The sequence below is a fragment of the Frischella sp. Ac48 genome, from assembly GCF_019641635.1.
GTDB lineage: Bacteria > Pseudomonadota > Gammaproteobacteria > Enterobacterales > Orbaceae > Frischella > Frischella japonica.
Window position 1 is genome coordinate 219,034 of record NZ_JAETXP010000009.1, and the last position, 24,344, is coordinate 243,377.

Sequence of the window (24,344 nt, forward strand, 5' to 3'; positions counted from 1 at the left end):
ATATGCATACACACTATTTTGAACTGCGCGCCATACCACAAATTGAAATAACTGAAGTGCAGGTAATTAATCAAGTGATGCAAAAATTGCATCACGTCTTGGTTAATTTTCAAGGAAATATAGGTATTAGTTTTCCCTGTTATAACGTGCGCCGTACACTGGGCGGAATTATTCGCATTTTTGGTACTGAAACCCAGTTACAGGAATTTAAAAGTGCGTTACAGCAACAGGCTGCCATTGCTGACTATGTATTGATTCTGCCAATCACAGCCATACCAGCTGAAGTTAAGGGCTATTTACGTTTTATTCGGGTTAATCCGAAAGGACAAAGTGCATTAAGACGTGCTGAAAAACGCTTAACCGCTCAGGGTAAATGGTCTAGCGATGTACAACAAAAAATGATAGAAAAATGGGGAAGCATTAATTTAACCTATCCTCATCTACATATAGATAGTCAAAGCACAGGTCAGCGATTTATTATGTGGTTAAAGCAAGAAAGCGTTACCGAGCCTGTAAAAGGTACATTTAATAGCTATGGACTCAGTAAAATAGCAACAGTCCCTTATTTTTAAATTACCAGACCCTTTTTTTGAGGTTGTTTTTAACCTATTGATATTTATTAAAATATCTAATATAGCGCAAAAAAGGGTCAAAATAAAAAAAAGTACTATAAGCTCTTTCACAATAAGGAAAACTAGCAAAAAAATTCTAGCTCAATACCGTATAGGTAGTTTAGAAATGCGATCTCATTACCAAAATCATCTACTTGCCGCTCAATACCGTATAGGTAGTTTAGAAAAGAGCTTGCATAAATGCGTATTCAAACCCTACGCTCAATACCGTATAGGTAGTTTAGAAACTAAAAAAATAAACACAGTGATGAGAATTGCTTAATACTGTATAAATAGTTAAATAAAATCATATTATCCTGCGTAAAACACATTTTAGTTTTACTGTTTCATTTAGATTTAAAAGATCATTACTACAACAGAATTTAATGATATATTAAATCATACTAAGCAATGTTTTATTAGCTGTATCATTATGATTAATTTGAAAAAATAAGTAATTCGTTAAATTTATAATGTTAAGATTTAGTTGATGATTATTTTTAACTTTTAGCCGTATATGATAAAATTAATAAAAATTGGTTCGCCAATGGTCGTTTGTCATTAAACTATTAGGTACATTTTGAAAACATCAGATACTCCAGTTCAGCCATCAATGAAAAGAAATTTAACGTTTAAACTATTTGCTATCGACGTGTTATTATTTTTCACGATTCTTGGTGCGATTTATTTAATGTTGTCATTAATTTCGTTTTCGTCTGCTGATCCTGGCTGGTCTCAAACGGCTTGGTATGAGCCTATTCATAATTTAGGCGGCGAAGTCGGTGCTTATTTATCCGATGTTTTGCTACAATTTTTGGGATTTGTATCTTATACAATTCCGTTATTAATCATCATATTTGTATTACAAATCAGAAAAAATCTCTATACACATTTTGAACAACACATAAACTATTTTAGTCTATCCTTTAGAATAATTGGTGTACTAGCCTTTCTTTTTTGTGCTGCTGGTTATCTATCTTTGAATATACAGGATTTAGATCAATTGCAATCAGGTGGTATTATTGGCGATATTGTAGCCGAAGAGATGTTATCATTAACTGATCATTTTTCTGCTACGTTGATATTACTCACCATTAGTTTTGCAAGCATTACTTTATTAACGGGGCTTTCTTGGTTATCTATTGCCGATATAATTGGGGTTTTAATTGTGTATTTGACTACCCCCCTATTTGTGCTCATTTTGCAGAAGTTTAAACCATCTAAAGCGAAAAACTCAGTCACGACAAATTATCATAACCAATCAGATTTTGCGATTGAATTAGATGACAATACGAGATGTGAAAGAAAATCAATTATTGACGATGAACCAATACCTTTTGCAGCCGATGCGCAGAAAAATGAATTTAATTCAATGGATATGGATTACGATGATTTAGTTACTCATAGTGAAGAATTGACGAATTTTATTAACAAAAATGAACTTGAGGCGATGATAGCACAGCAAACAACGATTCCATCTTTAAATCATGATGAACGTTATATGGCTTTAATTGATGAGAATAATCCACCGCCCCATTTTTCTCTTTCAGAAGATCATAATCATTCGAGTGAATTTTCAATTAATCCCGATTATTATTCACCACTTGTTACAATTGATTCCGCTGAAAATACGAATACTCAGCCCATATCTTCAGCAACTAAGTCAACATTACCGATTGATCTTGAGCATTTTGTTATGCCTAAAGAGCCTTCTAATGAAGCTTATTCAATCAAACCTCATGCTGAATCAAAAGAAATCGTTATTGATATGCCAACTGAAGAACACGAAAGAATAGCGACGAATCCGAGCAAAACGAATCTACACGATAGTTTAATTCATCCTTTATTACAGAAAGATACTAAACCATTAGTGAAACCAACAACGCCGTTACCTTCACTTGATTTATTAACAGCACCACCGGTTAAGCAAATCGAAGTTGATCATAATGCGTTAAAAATGACAGCAGCATTATTGGAAAAAAGTTTGGCTGATTTTAGAGTTAAAGCTCGGGTTGTCGGTTATTTACCCGGTCCGGTGATCACTCGTTTTGAGATTGAATTAGCGCCGGGGGTTAAGGCTGCACGGATTTCAACGCTTGATCGTGATTTAGCTCGTTCGCTATCAATGCCGTCAGTACGTGTAGTTGAGGTAATCCCTGGTAAACCTTATGTCGGTATTGAATTACCTAACAAACATCGTCAGACGGTATATTTTAGAGAAGTGTTGGATAGTCCACAGTTCAAAGATGCGCAATCACCATTAACAGTTGTATTAGGTAAAGATATTGCAGGTCAATCAGTCGTGGCAGATTTAACTAAAATGCCACATCTATTAGTAGCTGGAACGACCGGTTCAGGTAAGTCGGTTGGTGTTAATGCCATGATTCTTAGTATTTTATATAAATCGCAACCTGCAGATGCAAAATTTATTATGATTGACCCGAAAATGTTAGAACTTTCCGTCTATCAAGGTATACCTCATCTGTTAACTGACGTCGTTACTGATATGAAAGATGCAGCTAATGCACTTAACTGGTGTGTTAATGAGATGGAAAAACGTTATCGGCTCATGTCAGCTTTAGGCGTGCGTAATATTACCGGCTATAACGATAAAATTAAGCAAGCTAAAGAAATGGGTAGACCAATTCCTGATCCACTGTGGAAACCAACCGATAGTATGGATATCGAGATGCCAACACTAGAAAAATTACCTTATATTGTTGTTATGGTCGATGAATTTGCTGATTTAATTATGGCGGTCGGAAAAAAAGTAGAAGAGTTAATTGCCCGTTTAGCACAAAAAGCACGAGCAGCAGGTATTCATCTGGTGTTAGCGACACAGCGCCCATCAGTAGATGTTATTACAGGATTGATTAAGGCGAATATTCCAACACGTATCGCCTTTACTGTATCAAGTAAGATTGATTCACGTACGATCCTTGATCAAATGGGGGCTGAATCCTTATTAGGGATGGGGGATATGCTTTATCTCGCGCCAAACAGTTCAATTCCCATTCGGGTGCATGGCGCATTTGTTCGTGATGAAGAAGTACATAGTGTGGTACAAGACTGGAAAGCGCGTGGTATTCCGGCAAAATATATTGAAAATATTACTGCCGGAGGCGATGATGGTGACGGTAATAGTTTTGATAATAATGATGAGGAGCTTGATCCGTTATTTGATCAAGTGGTTGATTTTGTGGTTGAGAAACGTCGCGCTTCAATATCAAGTGTTCAGCGTCAATTTCGGATTGGTTATAACCGGGCAGCCAGAATCGTAGAACAAATGGAAGTACAAGGTATAGTCAGTGCGCCTAGTCACAATGGTAATCGGGAAGTATTGGCGCAACCAACGAATTTTGATTGAATGATTATCGGGTAAATGTGAGTAAAAATAGATATCATCAATTAATTTTAGCAATATTGGTTTGTTAAAGTATTCTTTTATTTTAGCTGTATTTTACTTTTAATTTTAACATTTTGATTTATGATACTAGCTATATTTATAAATTAGGTAGCGAATATGAAAAGAATTTTGGTTTTATTATGTGTATTTATCTCATGCTCGGTGTGGGCTGATGCTAAAGATCTTTTAAAAGAGCGATTAGCTAAGGTTGACAGTTTTTACGCTCAATTCAAACAAACAGTTACCACAGCGGATCAACAATTAATACAAGAAGGTCAAGGCGAATTATGGGTTAAACGCCCAAATTTGTTTAATTGGCAGATTAATGAACCCGATGAAACGTCAATTATTTCTGACGGTTTAGATTTTTGGATGTATACTCCAGCCGTTGAACAATTAACGATCATGTCATTTAAGCAAGCCACAGACAATCGTCTACTTATGTTGATCACTGATTCAAATAGCCCGGTTTGGCAAGATTATCGTGTAGAACGTAAACAGAACCAATTCACCTTGCTACCTACGGACAATAGTCAAAAATCTTATATGATTAGTGTATTACCGACAGGAATGATAGCTGATTTTGCTATTATTGAAGAAGATGGTCAAAAAAGTGTATATGAATTATCACATCAAACTTTAGGTCCGATTGATAATCAACGTTTTAGATTTATTGCGCCGCCAGGTACTACAATTGATGATCAACGTAATAATTAGGGCATTTATGGTAACTAAGTTAACCAAAATCATTGCTGGCTAAAGGTTATAATTTATATGACAAGTTTTTCACTTGATTTTGCCGATGATTCATATAAACCTTTAGCAGCGCGAATGCGTCCGCGTAATTTGTCGGAATACATCGGTCAATCGCACCTAATGGCAACAGGTAAACCCCTACCAAAAGCGATTGCCGCAGGGCATCTGCACTCAATGATTTTATGGGGACCACCAGGAACAGGTAAAACTACGTTAGCAGAAATTATTGCTCATCATGCTAATGCTAAAGTTGAACGGCTTTCTGCCGTGACATCAGGTATTAAAGATATTCGAGAAGCAGTCGAGCGGGCTAAAAATAATCAACAAATGGGCTTTCGAACCATTTTATTTGTTGATGAAGTACATCGTTTTAATAAAAGTCAACAAGATGCATTTTTACCCTTTGTTGAAGATGGTACGGTAACTTTTGTTGGTGCGACCACTGAAAACCCTTCCTTTGAATTGAATTCCGCGTTGCTGTCTCGAGCTCGTGTCTATCTACTCAAATCGTTGACAATTGATGAAATTGAGAAAATTTTGCAACAAGCCATGACGGATAAAGAGCGAGGTTATGGAGGGCAAGATTTTATTCTACCTTATGAGACCCGACGGCAAATCGCTGAGTTTGTCGGTGGTGACGCCAGACGCGCATTAAATACGTTAGAAATTTTGGTCGATATGTCAGGTGATAAAAAAACTTTAACACCGGAATTATTAAAAGAGGTTGTTGGTGAGCGCAGTGCTCGATTTGATAATCAGGGTGATCGTTATTATGACCTTATTTCAGCTGTTCATAAGTCGATTCGTGGATCGGCTGCTGATGCTGCTTTGTATTGGTATGCTAGGATCATTAGTGCCGGCGGCGATCCGTTATATGTTGCCCGTCGGTTATTGGCAATCGCTTCTGAAGATATTGGAAATGCTGACCCTAGAGCTATGCAAGTGGCTTTGGCTGCATGGGACTGTTTTACCCGAGTTGGCCCAGCAGAAGGCGAACGGGCGATTGCACAAGCCATTGTTTATTTGGCTTGCGCACCTAAAAGTAATGCAGTTTATTTAGCATTTAATCAAGCAATGAAAGATGCACAAAGTTTACCTGATTACGATGTACCGGAACATCTGCGCAATGCGCCGACTAAATTAATGAAAAAGTTGGGGTATGGTGAAGAGTATCGCTATGCCCATGATGAGGTTAATGCCTATGCTGCTGGTGAAAATTATTTCCCACCAGAAATGGCTGATCATCTTTATTATCAACCAACCGACCGTGGTGCAGAACGGCAGTATCGAGAAAAATTATCATGGTTGGCTGATTTAGATGCTAAGAGTACTCGGAAACGTTATAAGAAGTAAAGGGCTATATTAATTAGTTGTTCTAGGCATTAATCATGGAAAGGCAGTAGTTACGAATTCAAGGTCGGCAAGCCTCGGAATAATCCTTGCTTACCCCACAACAAAATGGTCACTGAGTTTATATGACGACCTTCTTTGAAATAATTGAGATTGTAGCGAATATTAATAATAACGATATATTTTAATTGAACATTTAACTAACGTCCGAGTTAGGGGATTTTGTGTCAAATCCACCCGACAACCGCGCCAGAAGTCTTGGTTGCTGGGTGATTCCGCTCGTTTTGCGATTTTCACTGATGAATCACCATTTATTGTCTATCCTATACGCTCAAGGTTTATTCAACTTCCATGCCTGAATATTTTATAAAAATTGCTTTACTCAGCAGTCGATAAGCGGGAAAGCTAAACAGCATTACGTCAATAACGGATTAATAATTAAAAAAACGCCACAAAGCTATCCCAACCTCAGCCCTGCACTGCAGCCAGAGGGTTTTCGTTTAAAAACCTTCAGGTCGCTTGAGCATCAGTAGCTATATATTACACTGGTGCTTGAAACACCAAATGAATAGCATGATAAGTAAGAAAGTAATCTGTATATAATTCTAACAATAGCAGTAAATTAAAAAGATAAGAAACGGGTTTTTTAAACTATGGTGCGGTTTTGATATTACAAAATACAGAATCCGATCTCTTCTCTTATTAAAATAAAACATTTAAATACGCTATTGCCAGACCCTTTTTTTTAGCTAAATTTAAAAATAAATATAATCAATAAGTTAAAACGTCTCTAAAAAAAAGGGTTTTTGATTCCTAAATTTAAGTTTGCCCTTTTGCTAATAAGGTTTATAGTATGCTACGTTCTAGTTCACTGCCGTATAGGCAGTTTAGAAATCTTGATATTATCGACCATCAGAATTATTACTGTTCACTGCCGTATAGGCAGTTTAGAAATATTGCACTAGTTTTATTGATTGTAAATAAGTGTTCACTGCCGTATAGGCAGTTTAGAAATTGTTGAAACTTCAATCAACAAACGATCGGGAGTTCACTGCCGTATAGGCAGTTTAGAAAAATGACGCCCGCACAGCTGCAAGAGTGGCAGGGTTCACTGCCGTATAGGCAGTTTAGAAATGTGGAGTTATTTAATTCACCAAAATATTTTTGTTCACTGCCGTATAGGCAGTTTAGAAAGCGCCATTTAAAGCGGCTTGGAAATTAGTAAAGTTCACTGCCGTATAGGCAGTTTAGAAAACCTCCAGATGAGTTCGATGAAGAACCGGACTGTTCACTGCCGTATAGGCAGTTTAGAAAATGCTCCTTGTAGGTCGTTAGGCTTCATACCTGTTCACTGCCGTATAGGCAGTTTAGAAATGCAACAGCCAAGCCAAAGCAACCACAAATGTGTTCACTGCCTTATAGGCAGCTATAAAAACCCAATATATATTGGTGTTTGTGTTGCTAATCAATTACAACTGCTTAACATTCTTAATATCACTCTAACAATGGTTATCCTTTACTTTATTGGGATAATCGTTGCACTTCCGTGAAAAAAGAGTATAATTCTGGGGCTTTTATTTCTGTTTTGTTAGTAATTTCATTGGCAAACGGCGATAAATTAAGCAAGAAACAATTTAATTTTAAGAGGAAGTTATGGTAACTATTCGTTTAGCTCGTGGCGGTTCTAAGAAACGTCCATTTTATCAAGTCGTTGTGACTGATAGCCGTAACCCACGTGATGGTCGTTTTATTGAGCGCGTAGGTTTCTTCAATCCAGTTGCTCAAGGTAACGCAGAAAAAGTACGTTTAGATCTTGATCGCGTAAATCACTGGGTAGGTTTAGGTGCTACTATGTCTGATCGTGTTCGTTCACTTGTCAAACAAGCGCAAAAAGCGGCTTAATCATTTGTGAATAGCTGTTTAGGTAATCCGTAGATGAATACTGAAAATTTAATCATTGTTGGCAAACTTGGTTCAAGTTATGGCATTCGTGGTTGGCTAAGAGTATTTTCATTTACTGAAGAGCCAGATAGTCTTTTTGATTATAAACCATGGTATATTCAACGTGCCGGTAAGTGGCAAGAAGTGGAAGTTGAAAGCTTCAAACCACATAATCAGGATACCATTGTCAAGCTGAAAGGTATTGACGACCGTGATGACGCTAACCTGTTAACAAATTTTGAAATTTATGTTAACGCGCAAGATCTCCCAAGTTTAGATGAGGGTGATTTTTATTGGAAAGATCTTATCGGTTGTAAAGTGGTGACCATTAATGGTTATGATTTAGGTCAGGTAAGTGATCTAATGGAAACAGGTTCAAATGATGTATTAGTGGTTAAAGCAAATTTAAAAGATGCGTTTGGTGCAAAAGAACGGTTGATCCCGTTTGTTGAAGAGCAATTTATTAAACAAGTTGATTTATCAACTAAACAGATCACAGTAGATTGGGATCCTGCTTTTTAATTTTTTAGTTACAGGTTAGCTGTAATATAAAAATTAAGCATTATGATGGAATTGGGGAGCACAATATGAAAATTGGTATTATTAGCCTGTTTCCTGAAATGTTCCAAGCAATTACAGAATATGGTGTTACGAGCAGAGCTGTCAAAAACAATCTATTAGAAGTTAAATATTGGAATCCGCGTGATTTTGCTTATGATAAGCATAAAACGGTTGATGATCGACCGTACGGAGGTGGTCCAGGCATGTTAATGATGGTACAACCGTTACGTGATGCGATTCGTGCTGCAAAAGCTCAGTTGGGTGAAGATAGCAAAGTTATTTATCTGTCTCCACAAGGGCGTAAACTCGAACAAAATGGAGTTTATGAGTTATCTAAACAAACTAAGATGATTCTTATTTGTGGTCGATACGAAGGCATAGATGAACGGATAATCCAATCTGAGATTGATGAAGAATGGTCAATCGGGGATTATGTGTTAAGTGGTGGCGAGTTGCCAGCAATGGTCATGATTGATTCGATCGCTAGGTTTATTCCTGGGGTATTAAATCATGAATCCTCAGCAGAGGAAGATTCATTTGCTAACGGTTTACTTGATTGTCCACACTATACCCGTCCGGAAGTGTTAGATGGTATGGCGGTGCCTGACGTATTAATGTCTGGTCACCATGAAGAAATTCGTCGTTGGCGATTAAAGCAATCACTAGGGCGAACTTGGCTTAGAAGAGAAGATCTTCTATTAAATCTAGCTCTGACTGATGAAGAGCAATGTTTATTAGCTGAATTCAAAACTGAATTTAATCATAAACAGTGCGACTAAAATTTCAGTGAACCTAGGGAAGAGAATTGATATGAAAAATGCAATTATTCAGCAATTAGAACAAGAACAAATGAAAAAGGACATTCCTGCTTTTCGTCCAGGTGATACTGTTGAAGTAAAAGTATGGGTTGTCGAAGGTAACAAAAAACGTTTACAGGCTTACGAAGGGGTTGTTATTGCTATTCGTAACCGTGGATTACACTCTGCATTTACTGTACGTAAAATTTCGAACAACGAAGGCGTAGAACGTGTATTCCAAACTCATTCACCAATTGTTGACTCAATTACAGTGAAACGTCGTGGTCAAGTGCGTCAAGCTAAACTTTACTACTTACGTGAACTTCGTGGTAAAGCAGCACGTATCAAAGAACGTCTTGCTTAATTACTTCGGTAAGTTGATAATGTTTAATCAGCCACATTTGTGGCTGGTTGTAGCATGATTTCCATCCTCTTTTTTAGCTTTTTGATCACTTAATCCGCCAATCGCATTCCACAACAAAGCTGTTATTTTAAAATATTCAATGTTGCTCAGTCGCTTCTTAATAGATTTAATTGATATAAAAACTTAATCTATTTGGAATCTTAGACAAAAGATCGTTCTGTCACGGCGCCGTACAAAGTTGTTACAAAAACCAAACATTAAACCCATAGTAAAAATTTCTAATTGGATAATAATAATCATCACTATTAAATGCATCTGATATAAAAATTTATGGAGTTTGTCATGAGTAAAACAAGCGAACAAACAAATAACCAATTACCAAGTGATGAACAATTATTAGCTGATGAAGCAAAATATTGTTCTTATGGTGATACCGTCCATTATGCCACCCCTGCTAAAATCTTCACTGGTTGCGATGGTAGCTATATGTATGATCGTCACGGTACCGCATATCTTGATTTACAAATGTGGTATTCTGCATGTAATTTTGGTTATGCTAATAAACGTTTAGATGATGTATTAAAAAAACAAGTTGATACATTACCACAATGTGCTAGTCAGTACCTTCATCCAACAAAAATTGAATTAGCAAAAACGATCGCGCAAGACATGGAACGTAAATTTGGTGAAAAAGGTCGCGTTCATTTTAATGTTGGTGGTTCACAATGTATTGAAGATTCATTAAAACTGGTACGTAATGCAAGTAACGGTAAAAGCTTAATGTTTGCTTTCGAAGGGGGTTACCATGGTCGTACATTAGGTGCGTCATCTATTACCTCTAGCTACCGTTATCGTCGTCGTTATGGTCACTTTGGTGAACGTGCAATGTTTATTCCTTTCCCTTATCCGTTCCGCCGTCCAAAAGGTATGACAGCCGAAGAGTATGGTGAACACTGTGTTGCACAATTTGCCCGTTTATTTGAAACTGAATATAACGGTGTATGGGATCCGAAAGCTAACCAATCTGAATATGCGGCATTCTATGTTGAACCATTACAAGGTACAGGTGGTTATGTTGTTCCACCACGTAACTTCTTCAAAGGTTTGAAGAAAGTTTTAGATCAATACGGTATCTTAATGGTTGTTGATGAAATTCAAATGGGCTTCTACCGTACAGGTAAACTTTGGTCGATTGAACACTTTGGTGTGACCCCAGATGTACTAGTGTTTGCTAAAGCATTAACAAATGGTCTTAACCCACTAGGTGGTATGTGGGCACGTGAGGAATTAATTAATCCACAGGTATTCCCAGTGGGTTCAACACACTCAACTTTTGCATCTAATCCACTTGGAACTGCATTAGGTCTTGAAGTTCTGAAAATGACACAAGAAACTGACTATGAAAGTATGGTCATGGAAAAAGGTGCGTACTTCTTAGAAGGCTTACGTGAGTTAGAGAAAAAACATAAAGAGATCGGTGAAGTCGATGGTTTAGGTTTAGCTCTGCGCGCTGAAATTTGTACCGAAGATGGTTTCACACCAAATAAACCATTGTTAGATAAAATGTTTGATATTGGGTTATTAGGTGATTTGGATTATAAAGGTCAAAAAATGGGTCTTATTCTTGATGTGGGAGGGTATTACAAAAACGTGATTACGTTTGCACCATCACTTCATATCAGTAAAGCTGAAATTGACCAAGGGATTGAGTTGTTAGATCAACTTATCACGCGCGCTAAAAAAGCGTAATTAGTTATTTCTTGAGTTGGGCGCAGTTTGCGCCCATTGACAGTAACGTAATATGAAATATCTTAATCAATTAGAACCAAACAGTTTAATTGCCCATTTTTTACAATATCCACCTCGTGATTTTAAGGCTTGGTTAACCGGTGAACAAGTACCAGTTTTTGAGGCAAATTTTGATTTGCTTACCACCGCCGAAGAGGATTTTAAAACGAAAGTTAATAAAATTCCATTCAAAAGATGGTGGCATAAACTGATTACCCCCAAAACATTATTCGTTGGTACAACGGTATCGGAATATGCACTGTTTAATGATCAAGTAACGGCTTCGCTATTTGCTCAATCTTTAAAGCAACAGTATGCTAAACATTACCCTCTGGTAATCGTCAAAGATATTCCTGATCTTTCGCCATTACAATCCGATGCGGCTAATCTATATAATCAACAGGTGATTACGGCATTAAAGCAGCACGATTTTATCGAAGTTGAAGGACAAGCATTAGCTTGGGTGCCGATTGATTTTACCGATATTGATGATTATATGTCGCGTCTTTCTTATCAGCGGCGTAAAAATTTCCGCCGGAAATTAAAAGCCAGACAACATTTAACCATTGATATCTTACATTGTGGTGACGATTGTTTTTTTGATGAACAGGTATTAAAACAATATTATCAACTGTATTTAAATGTCTTTGCCCAGAGTGAAATTCATTTTGATCAGCTAACGGCTGCATTTTTTAAGGCAATGTTACAAGATAACAGCGCTAACAGCCTAATTGTGACTTATTCTCACAATGGTCAATTAATTGGTTATAATATCTGTTTTATTGAAAATGGTGCATTGGTTGACAAATATATTGGTTTTGACTATCCAGCTGCGAGAAAATTTAACTTATATTATATTAGCTGGTTTTACAATTTAGAATATGCTTTACAGCATGGTTTGAAACGTTATATTGCAGGTTGGACAGACCCAAAAGTCAAAAAAGAACTAGGGGCGAAATTTACATTCACCAAACAACTTGTTTATATTCGTAATCCGTTATTTAGAGCAATTTTAAAACGTTTATCTTCTCATTTTGAGGGCGATCGACATAATCTTACAAATTAATAATAAAAAATAATCATATTGTAAGATTGAATTTGAATGGAGTTTACAGTATGCGTCACCCTGTTATTTTAAATTTTGATGATAGTATTGGTGAAATTGAGCAAAGTATAAAAATAGATTTAACCGAATGGCAAGAATCAATCCGTTTTGGTTGCTCTTTTGCAAAATACAAAAAACTAGCCGCTAATATCTATGCCCAATTACCGGCGCAGATTGGCACTGTATTGATGGGCAGTGGTGATTATCATCATATTAGTTTGATGCTAATTGAACGGTTAAAACAGCAATTAAAACCGAAACAACAGATTCAAGTGGTTATTTTTGATAACCATCCTGATAATATGCGATACCCATTTGGAATCCATTGTGGTTCATGGGTTAGTCATGCAGCTAAGCTGCCTTTTATTAGCCATGTTCATGTAATAGGTATTACTTCCCCCGATATTGGGATATTCCATGCTTGGGAAAACCGTTTAACTCCCTTACTTAAAAATAAACTTACGTATTGGTGCATGGATGTGAATGTTAATTGGGCAAAAAAATTAGGTATGAAAAATGCCTTTTTGAAATTTAATAGTCCTAATGAACTGATTACGGCTTTTATTGCTGAACAATATCATGATACATCACCGGTTTATTTATCGATCGATAAAGATGTGTTAAGTGAAGAGGTGGTAAAAACTAATTGGGACCAAGGAAAGCTAAAACCTTATCACCTGTATGATGTTATTGCTGCTTTAAACGACCGTATAATTGGTAGTGATATATGTGGAGAAATTTCTACATTTAAATATGCTAGTCGTTTTAAACAGTTTCTTAGTCAATTAGATCAACAACCGATGATTTCAGAATCGGATCTAAAAGCATATCAATCACAACAACAGGCATTAAATCTGGAGTTGCTGTCTTGCATATCACAACCAAACCGATAATATGCATAAGGTTTATCAGGTTGTGATGATTTAATGAGCAGATTGTCGGTTTAATACCTTCCGTTGTTTAATGTATTTTATAATATATGCTGAATTTTCTGGTTAGATTTGAAGTGGTTGAAATAACATGTTGCGACTTGTCTAAAATAATATAGTAATAAGCACGATTTATTGATCAACTGAACACGAAAAAAATTAATTTATACCTTACCTGACAAAAGACCGAGATGATAGTGATTTGCTGATAGCTAAGCTAAATAAGCTCACTGGATTAACAATTTAATATATCCACATGTTTCAGTCATAAGTTAACTGATGATGAAATCAGTATTATCCAGTTAGGCTGACTATTAGCTCTGGATTTTTAGTCTGATTTCATTATTAATTAACGTGTTTTTTGATCACCCGTAAAATTTGCTGAAATTGCAATTCGGTTAGCCATAAACTATTGGTTATGGTTAACATGGTTTGGGCAAAATTGGCTGCATTAGGCATAGAATGTGGTGGGATTATAGCATTCAAATATGTATAATTTGGTAAATCATAAATAAACAATCGACTTACCCCGAATGGGGATGCCCAGAGCTCATTTAATATATTGTCACGCTGTTGTTGAGTTGGCAGTTTTAACATAATAAACGGCCAAACAGCGGTGATGGTATCGCTGTTACTGCTTACGATATGCAGATTAGGTAAGTCCTGTAATTGTTTGATGCGTGTTAGTGCCTGTTGGCGAGTTTGTTGTAAAAACTCAGGTAAACGATCCACAGCATGAGTTGCCACATTTTGCCTAAAACGACTAACATGATGTAGTGGAATTGAAAAATCAAAATCATCACCAACAGCTTCTATTAATTGACCACGGTTTACTAATCGTCGTCTTACTTGACCGTAAACAAAATGTAAACCGAAGGGATTATAAAGTGCGGTATAGCCGAGTAGTTCAATAATTCTTTTTGCTTCAAAAAAAGGTCGTTGAGGGATTATTTGTTGTGCGGTCTCTTGTAATTGTATAGCCAAGTTTTGATTTGATGCGCCTAATAAACCGCCCTCAAATAGCGTTAAGCCTTTACCTGCCGCTAAACTATAAAATACAATGTCGCCAGATTGACCAACATCGGCTCCTAAGGCCTGTGCAGCGTCTTCAATCACTGTAATGCCATAGGGTGTAGCTAATGCTTTAACTCGTTTAACATCGGCAACTTGCCCACCTAAATGGGTTGGGAGGATTGCTAATACCTGTTCATCTACTATTTGTGCTAAGTGTTCGAAATCAAAATCAAACGTATTATAGCCTAAATCACAGAGTTTTATTTTTAAACCGCAGTGATGAATAGCCAGAGCGACTAACGGGCAAGTATAAGCAGGGATAATCACATAAGGTTTATGAGGATAGCGTTGTTTCAGCGTGGTTAAAGCAATCACCAAAGCTGCGGTACCCGAACATGTTAATTGCATCGGTGGTAAATGCAACATTTGACTGATTTTAGCTGTTAATGTTGATTGCGTGGGTAACCAATCATGCCAACGAACCGGTAAACCAGCAGTAGGGGGATTCTCATACAACAATACGTTAACCTCGTTTATTAAATACTATTGATTATGCTTGATCATTAGGTTGTAGCTTGTGTTCAGCAAGTGCTAAAAAGATAATGCCGATAATAATACATGCTGCACCCACTAATCTTAACCATTGCACTTCTTCATTAAATAACCAGATTGAAGCGAACATAACGGTTACCACTTCAAGATGAGATGCGGCAAATGCAGGACCAATCGGTGCTTTTTTTAACAGCAACATCCAAGTAAAAAAAGCACCGATATAACCTAATACAGCGGTATAAACCCAAGGATTGGTAAAAACACGTATAATCCAGTCAATACTCATTTCTAACGGTTTAGCATGTTCGGCAGTAAATTTAAAACTACATTGTCCTAATGTATCAAACAATAATAGAAAGAAAAAACCAATTAAATAAAATTTACGCATTACGAAACCCCCACTAGAATGACACCTATTGTAATAAAAAACATGCCGAGCACACGATGTAACGTGAGCATTTCTTTAAACAAAATACGTCCAACTATCATGACTGCTATGATATTAATTGAACCTAACAGAATTCCCTGTGATAAAGGAACTAACGTTAGAAATGCTAACCATAATAAAAATTCAGCAATATAAGAACCGATCCCTATCCATAACCAATAGTTACGAAATAGATCAACCCAATAATACCAACCATTACGGTTTTGCGGTGCGGTAGCAGAAAATTTGAATGCAATTTGCCCTAAGGTATCCAAGGTAATATTAGCTACCCATAAACATAAAACTATAATCAAAGGGTTGATCACAATGAATTACTCCTGTTACTTTTATTGTCATTTAGGGGATGCTGCATATTGTTGCACTATTTTGTCAAAGAATGCCACTGCAGTATTAATAACATCGCGACGTTGACGATCAATCGTAATCATATGATAACTTTCTTTTAGGCTAACAAACTTGGTTGGTGCATTAACCGTTTTTTCAATCATACGAGCATTAGTATTGATATTGGCAATGTCATCATGCTCGGCGTGCATAATTAAACAAGGTGAAGTGACTTGTGGCAGTTGCCGTTTAACCGTTTTAGCTAACAATTGCATTTCTGCTAATGCTGGGAAAGGGTTACCCGCTAATCCAGCTGCTGCGCTGTCACCACTGAACATGCTGTCAACAATGGTTGCGCGAATGCGTTCATCTTTTAGCCCATAAGGTGGTTGTTCGATAAATGAACGTTTTTGAAATAAATGCAGTTTTTTCAATAGTGGTAGAATCGGGAAGAAGGTTTTCGAAAACCATGGCATACTCCAACCATCATAGTAAAATGTAGCACCAAATACACCCACGCCTTTAATTTGAGCAGGATGATCAGCGGCTAATTTGAGAGACAATAGTGCTCCCATCGATAATCCACCGACAAATAAGCAACCACTCAGTTTGCTAGCTAAAAATTGCAAGGCATCTTCAACACTTTGATACCAATCTTGCCAAGTTGTACGGCATAAGTCAGCCTCGTCACCACAGTGACCGGCTAATTGCATGCAAAATACACTATAACCTGCTTTATTGAGTCCTTTAGCCAAAATCCGCATTTCTGTTGGGGTACCGGTTAAACCATGGATCAGTAATACACCATTTTCGTTACCTGGTAGAAAGAAAGAGTTATCAGTAATCATAAAGCAATTAGTCCGTTAATGTTATAGCGATTTTGGAAAAAGAATGAGTTTGAGTAAAACGAGGTAAAAGTCTAAGCACGTCATTAAAGTCCTGCATAGGATGATAAGCTATATGGTTTTCCTGACAATAGTTGATCAATTTACTTTTTGCAAATACCACATCGACTTTATTCGAAACACAAAAATCTGAAGCGCCGTCTCCCACATAAATGATTGAATTAGTTAGCGGTTGATGTTGTTTGACTAAAGCACATTTACAATTACCGCTCCCTTTAACACATGCATTATTGGCATATGGAAACGCTAACCGCCAACCATGATCAAAATCATGTAATAAATGATTGGCATAGATGGGTAAATCGTTTATACCATATTTTTTCAGAATATATTCAATGGCATAGTCCAGTCCATCACTAACGACTTTAACCGCAATCTGGTGCTGTTTGGCAAAGTTTAATACATCAATAAAATAGGGATCGATTTGGATACTATCCAACACTTCGTTGATTTCAGGTAGTGTTGCTTTCATTAAAGCAATTTGTTTGCCCATACACTCTTTTGAACTGATTTTGTCAGCTAACCAAAGTTCCTCAAGTTCTTGACAACCCGCCATGCCAAATTGTTCAAGTAAGGTGTCAGTAACATCTTTGTCGCTAATAGTTCCGTCAAAATCTGATAATATGATTGGTTGCGAGTTAGATCCTGCGCCATACAAAAGCCCTGAATGCAATGGTTCAGAAAAATGGTGTGCGTTTTTGGTAATTGTTAAGAATGTATTCATTGTTGTACCACAATTCATTGTAAATAACTGATATCGTAATAACTCATTAAGTCGTTGTAGAAGTGAAGATAAGGTGAGTTGGAAAACCATTTCACATCACGCTGTGAATTCTAAACGAATAGCGCATATTAATATGTTGTTTTTTTGTATTGTTTTTGTAACAACGTTTAAAAACGCACTAAAATCCCAATAATGGCTTAGAAAAATAGGTTGAGTCCGTTATAATAGATTTTATTTTTAAGTAAATCAAATAAATATGAGGTACTATGAACGGTAATATCTTGATTATTGAAGATGACGAACGCCTCGCTAATCTCATTGTTACTTATCTATCCAAGCACCAATATCAAGTAACTTGGTATGCCCGAGGGGATAGTGCTGAAGCAGAAATTGCTCGTTTAAATCCAGATATTGTTATCTTAGATGTGATGTTACCAGGGAAATCAGGATTTGATATTTGCCGGGATATCCAGTCATGGTATGAAGGATATGTACTTATAATGACAGCCAGTGAAGATAATCTTGATGAGATCATTGGTTTGGAACTCGGTGCTGATGACTATTTAGCCAAACCGGTGGAACCTCGTTTGTTATTGGCACGTGTTCGGGCTTTATTGCGTCGTCGACAAGCAGATAGTGGTGCCATGCATAAATCGCCGTCGGAAACCGTAGCGCCTAAGAATATTCTACGATATGGTCAATTACTAATTAATTTGGATCGTCATTTTGTTAGTTTAAATCAAAAAGAGATTAATCTGACGACGGCTGAATTTGAATTATTATGTTTATTAGTGCGTAATGCAGGAACGATCTTATCACGTGATGATATTTATAGTCAGGTGCGTGGTATTGAATTTGACGGACTCGATCGTTCGATGGATGCCCGTATATCTCGTTTACGACGTAAATTATCAAATGATGATGAAAGTAATAGTCAACAATTTATTAAAACTATTCGAGGCAAAGGTTACTTATTTAGTTATGAGGGAGAGACAGTTGTTTAAATCACTCCAAAATAAAGAAAGTATTTATCCATTTTTTTTTAAACGTTCGTTAGTTTATTTAATTATTTTATTGTTCATTCAATCTTTTATTGCTTATGGATCGATTTTGTTGTTTGATATGCTACCCGAATCGTTAACCGGTGTGCCAAAAGAGCACGTTATTCAACGACAATTTCAAACCGGTTCAGCTAACTTAATTCGTTTGCAAATTAAAGAACATCCTGAACGTTCCGCGCAGCAAACACTTAAACAATTACAGCCTTTATTTAATTATCAGTTGATGCTGATACCAAGCACTACCCAATTAAGTGATACGGTAAAAGAATCTTTACAGCATCACGGTATTGGTTTTGATGATGATGACAATTATATTTATGCTACTTTGGATGAGCATCAATTGTTGAAATTTGGACCGATGGCGTCAACGGATATTTTAGATGCGAATGTCATGTCTTTTTGGTTATATTTGATTTTATGGTCAATATTGAGTTCAGTGGTATTTTTTATTATTTTTTATTTTGCATTTGCTCATTATTGGCGTGATACCGTGAATATTCGCCATACTGCTGAAGCCTTAACAGAAGGCAATTTAAAAGCACGGGTAAGACCGGCACAAACATGGTTATTTAAACCTTTATCAATAGTTCTTAATCGTATGGCGGCACAAATTGAACAATTGGTTAATACTAATAAAACCATGAGTCATGCGATGGCTCATGAATTGCGTACGCCTTTAAGTCGAATTCGTTTTGAATTAAGTATGATGGAAGATGCACAACATATTGAAGAAGTTGTACCTTATGTTGATGGAATTAAGCAGGATGTTGAAGAACTTGAGGATTTAATCAACATTAGTCTTAACTTTTTTAAGCTACAACAAAATAAAATTATTCCTAATGTTATAAATGTGAATTTATCCACTTGGATCAGTAAATTATGTGATTCGTTAATCATGTTAAAACCGGAAAATTTTACTTTTACTTATCAATGTGAGGCTATTGAATATCCTATTGATACTCGCTTAACCGATATTATTGTAAAAAATTTGGTTATGAATGCGTTTAAATATGCTAACAGTAAAGCAGAATTAGCCATTTACCATAAAGATAATAAACTTTACATTGAAGTAGATGATGATGGAGCGGGGATTAGTCCAACTGAGCGACATAAAGTATTTATTCCCTTTTCGCGCTTAGATACTAGTCGAACTCGTTCTACTGGCGGTTATGGTTTAGGTTTAGCTTATGTAAAATTAATTGCTGAAGCTCACAATGGCAGTGTATTTATTACCACCAGTGAATTAGGTGGGGCAAAATTTGTGGTGATTTTAAACCATGAACTAGAAGAATAAGGGGTATATTTTTCATTTTGGCAAAATATCTTAATTTAAACGCGTCACGTAAAATGGCATCATATTTTTACGTGACATTGCTTATGTGGTTACTTTTTCTTAGAGCGATAACTAGTGACTAGTTCGCTGGCACAAGCAAACGCACTACTCCATGCCCATTGAAAATTATAGCCACCCAACCAACCGGTTACATCGACGACTTCGCCAATAAAATAGAGATTAGGTTCATTTTTGACCGCCATGGTTTTTGAAGACAAATAATTGGTATCGACTCCCCCTAATGTGACCTCAGCGGTACGATATCCTTCGGTACCATTTGGGGTAATTTGCCAATCCGTTAATGCGGTTATCAGGCTTTGTTGTTGTTTGATATTGAGTTGTTTTAATGGTAAATCAACAATCATTTGCAATTGGATTAAACAATCAATTAAACGCTTAGGTAAGAGTTTGGCTAATACCGTTTTTAATTGTTGATTGGCTGCTTGGTCACGTTGTTCGATAAAAAACGTTGGTAAATCAATATTTGGAAGTAAATTGATATGTATCGGTTCACCCATTTGCCAGTAGTTAGATAATTGTAATATCGCTGGGCCTGAGATACCTCGATGTGTAAACAGTATATTACCTTTAAAACATTGCTGCTTTACCGCAACTTCTGCTTCAATGGCAATTCCTGTTAGCTTAGCTAAGTGATCTCGTAATGTTGGTTGTAAGGTAAAAGGGACCAGTCCTGCTCGCACAGGAACAATCGGTACAGAAAATGATTCAGCAATTTTATAACCGATAGGCGTCGTTCCTAATTTAGGCATTGACAAACCACCGGTTGCGATTATGAGTTTGTCGGTATATATCATGCCTTTAGTGGTTGTTAGCTTAAACCCTGATGAGGTGGCAAAAACATCTAATAATTCGGTTTGCATACTAAAGTTAACCTGCCCAGATTGACATTCAGCTAATAACATGGCGACGATACTTTGGGCACCCTCATTACAAAATAGTTGACCTAGTTCTTTTTCATGATAAGCGATATCATGGCGCTGAACTAATTCGATAAAATCCCATTGGCTAAAACGTTTTAATGCCGATTTACAAAAATGCGGATTTTGAGATAAATAATGTTGTGAGTCAATGTTAAGATTAGTGAAATTACAATAGCCTCCACCCGACATTAAAATTTTTCGCCCAGGTTTTTTACCATTATCGATCACAGTAACATCAAAGCCTTGTTGTCCAAGTAAACTGGCACAGAATAAACCGGAAGCACCGGCACCAATAATGGTAATTTTAGGTAAGTGAGTATTTGACATAAGAAAATTCTTTAAATAGGGAAAGCGCGATAATGCATTTTGGGGTGTTTGATGTAATGCTGTGCTTTAATCATTTCAAGTTCCAAGCTATTGTGTTGTTTAGTTATATCTAACACATCATTGGCAATATTGGCAGCTAATTCAAACGCCTCAAGTTCTGATTTGCCATTAACCAAATGGGCAGTAAAAGTGGCGCAGATTAAATCACCTACTCCTAATGGTCGCCAAGTGAAATCATACAACGGTCGGGTAAGGTGATACATTTTTTGCTCAGTGGCTAAAATCATTTCAAATTCTTTGCTATTTTTTCCAGCATATTGTAAATTTTTCACAATAATTTTCGCTCGATTTTGCGCTTTTAATTGCTCAATTGCGTTAATGACATCGGTAAAGTTGTGCAGTGTCTGTTGCGCTAAAATCTGTAATTCAAGTAAATTAGGGGTAATATAATCAGCTAGTTTAATGGCGTGATTGCTGAAAAAATCGATGATATTTTGGGGTAAAGAACTGCCTTTACTAATATCCCCCCCCATAACTGGATCACACACATATATTGCCTGTGGGTTATATTGTTTGATTTTTTTGACAGCGTGGTAAATTTCTTTACCTTGTTCGGCACAGCCAATGTAGCCAGAAATGATCGCATCAATCGAGCCCAAGATTCCAATACTCTCTAGACTATTTATGATGCGTGAGATCTGTTTGTCACCTAATACAATACCGTCATAATGTTGATAAACGGTATTGCTTGATAGTTGAACCGTATGGATTGGCATAACCTCTATACCAAGTAGTTGCATTGGGAAAGTGGCAACTTTATTACCTGCATAACCGTAAACTACATTAGATTGAATAGATAAAATTCGTTTCATGATTAAGCTTTGTTACTCTTCAAAATGATTAACACGATTTAATAAATAAATACAGATGATCGAAACAATGCCTAAAGTGCAGTAAAAAAGCGCTAAAGGATACCACACAGTTTGATAGGTATATATCAAATAGCCACCAATCATTGGTATTAAGCTACCAAAAATTGCAGCACAACCTTGATAACTAATCGAAAGAGCAGTGTACCTAATTCTTACTGGGAATACATGACTTAAATAGCCGGCAATGACACCATAAAAGCCACTATAACAGATGACCAAAATAGAAATACCAATAATAAAACTGTTTTGAGTACCATTATTAATAATTGGGAATAGTACAAACATCGACAACATAGCCAATATAGCTGACAGAATTAAAAAATGGGCTGCTTTCATAAGTTCTGAAAAATAAGCCATAAAAGGTTGGGTAATAAAATGTACAATGGCGACCCAAAATAAGGCATCTAAAATAACGTGCTTTTCAACGTGCAGTACCAATGTGGTATAACCAATCATCAAGGTGTTGGAAAAAATACCACTAAACGATAAGATATTTGCACCGATCGCTAAAATTAATAACGGTAAAGCTTGCTTTATTACTTGAATCAATGGCGCAGATTCTCGCAGTTTAACGGCTGACAGTTGTTTTTCTGATTCAATAAAAACCGGTGATTCAGTTAAAGTTATGCGAGCAATAAAACCGATGATTAATAACACAAAACTGATTAAAAATGGGATGCGCCAATATTGTGCATCAAACAGTAAATCTTGTGGTAATCGCATAATGTAAGAAAAGACTAATAATGCTAGTACATTGCCCGCTGGACTACCCCATTGCGCAAAGGAGGAAAAGAAATTTTTAAATCCCTTTGGTGCATGTTCTGTAGCCATTAATACTGCACCTCCCCATTCACCGCCAACCGCAATACCCTGTAATATGCGTAGCAGCACTAATAAAATGGGTGCAACAATACCTGCAGTTGCAAAAGTAGGTAATAAACCAACAGAGGTGGTGGCGATCCCCATTAACATTAAGGTTATAATCAACGATTTTTTGCGCCCCAAGCGGTCTCCTATGTGGCCAAAAATAATCGCACCTAACGGGCGGGCTAAAAAACCAATGGCAAAGGTAGCAAACGATCCTAAAATACCAATAAATTCATTATCGGCTGGGAAGAATAATTGGCTAAAGATTAGCACTGAAGCAAGGGCATAAATATAAAAATCGTACCATTCGATGGTGGTGCCGATAAAAGCAGCAAAAGCGACTTTTTTTGCGGAAGAGTGAGCCATAAATTCCTCGATATAATTTGTGGATTGTATCTATCACTATTACAATGATAATTAAGGGAATTATCAATTATTTATGCTTATCCAGTAAGATAAGATAGAGTGTATTGTATAACATGATAATGCGAATAATTGATTTCGGCGAGAGCTTTATTACAAAATAGCAACATCTTCTATAAATTAGTAATGATTACGCCATTTTTTATTTAGCAATGTTATCAAAAGAATGTAACTAACTATTTAGCATGACTTTGAACACAAAATTTGGCGTTATCTTTATGATAAATGATCGTGGAAAAATCAAATGGTTCACCTGCACTGGTGTAAAAAATCTCATGCATGAATAGAGCTGTTGAGTCAACAGGTAATTTAAGATAGCTGGCGGTTGATTCATCGATGGTTAATAATTCGATATATTTATCAGAAAAACCAATATTAATTTGCCCAGTTTGGGTGATATACTCAAATATGGATCCTTTAGCAATTTCTTTATTTAAATAAGGAATTAATTTTTTGCGGTAATAAGAATGTTCTAATCCATAGATCTTACCGTCTGCATAACGTAAACGTTTGATGTAGTAAATTTCCTCGTCGCTATTGCAGTTTAAATTGGCTTGGATTTCTGTATTTGGACGAATAACATCGAATGCCAATACTTGAGTAAAACCTGGTAAATCACCTAAGTCATCGGTAAAACCATGGCTGGTCGCTAGATTCAGATAACCTGACTTTTTACGCTGACGAACAAAGATGCCGCTCCCTTGAACTTGGTAAATCACACCTTGTCGCTCTAAACGTGCAAGCGCTTTAACAATCGTAGTACGACTGACTTGATATTGGTTAATTAACTCTTCGATATTAGCTAACTGACTACCCTTAGGTAATTGTTGCTGATAAATTGAATCATAGATTTTTTGCGCAATATTCTGATATTTTAGCATGGAT

General features: G+C 36.5%; 22 protein-coding genes and 2 CRISPR repeat arrays. Of the genes, 13 read left to right on the plus strand and 9 right to left on the minus strand.

Features of this window, described 5'->3' with window-relative positions:
- Positions 1 to 2: 2 nt before the first annotated feature.
- The 11 genes from cas6f (at position 3) to JMI89_RS05850 (ending at position 13,572) form a co-directional block, all read left to right on the plus strand.
- Positions 3 to 572, plus strand: a complete 570-nt coding sequence (gene cas6f, locus JMI89_RS05800; RefSeq protein WP_220679549.1) for a type I-F CRISPR-associated endoribonuclease Cas6/Csy4 — start codon at positions 3 to 5, stop codon at positions 570 to 572.
- A 139-nt stretch (positions 573 to 711) separates the two neighbouring features.
- A CRISPR array of direct repeats spans positions 712 to 916; the repeat unit is 28 nt; unit sequence GCTCAATACCGTATAGGTAGTTTAGAAA.
- Between the two features lie 308 nt (positions 917 to 1,224).
- Positions 1,225 to 3,978, plus strand: coding sequence for a DNA translocase FtsK 4TM domain-containing protein (locus JMI89_RS12015; RefSeq protein WP_370633723.1), 2,754 nt, complete (start codon positions 1,225 to 1,227; stop codon positions 3,976 to 3,978).
- A 156-nt stretch (positions 3,979 to 4,134) separates the two neighbouring features.
- Positions 4,135 to 4,734 (plus strand): outer membrane lipoprotein chaperone LolA, encoded by a 600-nt coding sequence (gene lolA / locus JMI89_RS05810; protein ID WP_187754603.1) that lies wholly within the window; start codon positions 4,135 to 4,137, stop codon positions 4,732 to 4,734.
- A 57-nt stretch (positions 4,735 to 4,791) separates the two neighbouring features.
- Positions 4,792 to 6,126 (plus strand): replication-associated recombination protein A, encoded by a 1,335-nt coding sequence (locus JMI89_RS05815; protein ID WP_220679550.1) that lies wholly within the window; start codon positions 4,792 to 4,794, stop codon positions 6,124 to 6,126.
- 863 nt (positions 6,127 to 6,989) lie between these two features.
- A CRISPR array of direct repeats spans positions 6,990 to 7,557; the repeat unit is 28 nt; unit sequence GTTCACTGCCGTATAGGCAGTTTAGAAA.
- A 219-nt stretch (positions 7,558 to 7,776) separates the two neighbouring features.
- A complete protein-coding gene (gene rpsP / locus JMI89_RS05820) occupies positions 7,777 to 8,025 on the plus strand; it encodes a 30S ribosomal protein S16 (RefSeq protein WP_187754605.1) in 249 nt (82 codons plus the stop codon).
- 33 nt (positions 8,026 to 8,058) lie between these two features.
- Positions 8,059 to 8,586, plus strand: coding sequence for a ribosome maturation factor RimM (gene rimM / locus JMI89_RS05825; protein ID WP_187754606.1), 528 nt, complete (start codon positions 8,059 to 8,061; stop codon positions 8,584 to 8,586).
- 65 nt (positions 8,587 to 8,651) lie between these two features.
- Positions 8,652 to 9,404 (plus strand): tRNA (guanosine(37)-N1)-methyltransferase TrmD, encoded by a 753-nt coding sequence (gene trmD, locus JMI89_RS05830; RefSeq protein ID WP_187754607.1) that lies wholly within the window; start codon positions 8,652 to 8,654, stop codon positions 9,402 to 9,404.
- A gap of 31 nt (positions 9,405 to 9,435) precedes the next feature.
- The gene (gene rplS, locus JMI89_RS05835) at positions 9,436 to 9,786 is read left to right on the plus strand and encodes a 50S ribosomal protein L19 (protein WP_039103800.1); all 351 of its coding nucleotides are present in this window, start codon (positions 9,436 to 9,438) and stop codon (positions 9,784 to 9,786) included.
- Between the two features lie 342 nt (positions 9,787 to 10,128).
- Positions 10,129 to 11,535 carry an aspartate aminotransferase family protein gene (locus JMI89_RS05840; protein ID WP_187754608.1) on the plus strand — a complete coding sequence of 469 codons (1,407 nt, stop codon included), beginning with the start codon at positions 10,129 to 10,131 and terminating at the stop codon, positions 11,533 to 11,535.
- A gap of 52 nt (positions 11,536 to 11,587) precedes the next feature.
- Entirely contained in the window at positions 11,588 to 12,640 is a 1,053-nt protein-coding gene (locus JMI89_RS05845; RefSeq protein ID WP_187754609.1) for a GNAT family N-acetyltransferase, read from the plus strand.
- Positions 12,641 to 12,690: 50 nt separating this feature from the next.
- The gene (locus tag JMI89_RS05850) at positions 12,691 to 13,572 is read left to right on the plus strand and encodes an arginase family protein (protein ID WP_187754610.1); all 882 of its coding nucleotides are present in this window, start codon (positions 12,691 to 12,693) and stop codon (positions 13,570 to 13,572) included.
- 381 nt (positions 13,573 to 13,953) lie between these two features.
- Here JMI89_RS05850 and JMI89_RS05855 read toward each other — a convergent pair whose 3' ends face one another.
- Genes JMI89_RS05855 through JMI89_RS05875 form a run of 5 tightly spaced genes read right to left on the minus strand, consistent with a single transcriptional unit; the run spans position 13,954 to position 17,575 of the window.
- On the minus strand, positions 13,954 to 15,138 hold the full coding sequence (locus JMI89_RS05855) for a DegT/DnrJ/EryC1/StrS family aminotransferase (protein ID WP_220679551.1): 1,185 nt from the start codon (positions 15,136 to 15,138) through the stop codon (positions 13,954 to 13,956).
- Positions 15,139 to 15,172: 34 nt separating this feature from the next.
- Positions 15,173 to 15,562 carry a multidrug efflux SMR transporter gene (locus tag JMI89_RS05860; protein WP_187754611.1) on the minus strand — a complete coding sequence of 130 codons (390 nt, stop codon included), beginning with the start codon at positions 15,560 to 15,562 and terminating at the stop codon, positions 15,173 to 15,175.
- Complete coding sequence (locus JMI89_RS05865) at positions 15,562 to 15,924, minus strand: hypothetical protein (RefSeq protein WP_370633724.1); 363 nt, start codon at positions 15,922 to 15,924, stop codon at positions 15,562 to 15,564. Before JMI89_RS05865 ends, JMI89_RS05860 begins: the two co-directional genes overlap by 1 nt.
- Before the next feature lie 30 nt (positions 15,925 to 15,954).
- On the minus strand, positions 15,955 to 16,794 hold the full coding sequence (locus tag JMI89_RS05870; protein WP_220679552.1) for a carboxylesterase: 840 nt from the start codon (positions 16,792 to 16,794) through the stop codon (positions 15,955 to 15,957).
- Positions 16,795 to 16,801: 7 nt separating this feature from the next.
- On the minus strand, positions 16,802 to 17,575 hold the full coding sequence (locus tag JMI89_RS05875) for an MtnX-like HAD-IB family phosphatase (protein ID WP_187754613.1): 774 nt from the start codon (positions 17,573 to 17,575) through the stop codon (positions 16,802 to 16,804).
- Between the two features lie 266 nt (positions 17,576 to 17,841).
- Between JMI89_RS05875 and JMI89_RS05880 the strand changes: the two genes are divergently transcribed.
- Positions 17,842 to 18,579: a response regulator gene (locus JMI89_RS05880; RefSeq protein WP_187754614.1), complete on the plus strand. Its 738-nt coding sequence runs from the start codon at positions 17,842 to 17,844 to the stop codon at positions 18,577 to 18,579.
- Entirely contained in the window at positions 18,572 to 19,930 is a 1,359-nt protein-coding gene (locus JMI89_RS05885) for an ATP-binding protein (RefSeq protein WP_187754615.1), read from the plus strand. Before JMI89_RS05880 ends, JMI89_RS05885 begins: the two co-directional genes overlap by 8 nt.
- Before the next feature lie 89 nt (positions 19,931 to 20,019).
- Here JMI89_RS05885 and JMI89_RS05890 read toward each other — a convergent pair whose 3' ends face one another.
- From JMI89_RS05890 to JMI89_RS05905, 4 genes are all read right to left on the minus strand, one after another.
- Complete coding sequence (locus JMI89_RS05890; protein WP_220679553.1) at positions 20,020 to 21,237, minus strand: NAD(P)/FAD-dependent oxidoreductase; 1,218 nt, start codon at positions 21,235 to 21,237, stop codon at positions 20,020 to 20,022.
- Between the two features lie 11 nt (positions 21,238 to 21,248).
- Entirely contained in the window at positions 21,249 to 22,109 is an 861-nt protein-coding gene (gene pdxY, locus JMI89_RS05895; protein WP_220679554.1) for a pyridoxal kinase PdxY, read from the minus strand.
- Between the two features lie 12 nt (positions 22,110 to 22,121).
- A complete protein-coding gene (locus JMI89_RS05900; protein WP_220679555.1) occupies positions 22,122 to 23,402 on the minus strand; it encodes an MFS transporter in 1,281 nt (426 codons plus the stop codon).
- 233 nt (positions 23,403 to 23,635) lie between these two features.
- On the minus strand, positions 23,636 to 24,340 hold the full coding sequence (locus tag JMI89_RS05905) for a GntR family transcriptional regulator (protein ID WP_187754619.1): 705 nt from the start codon (positions 24,338 to 24,340) through the stop codon (positions 23,636 to 23,638).
- Between the last annotated feature and the right edge of the window lie 4 nt (positions 24,341 to 24,344).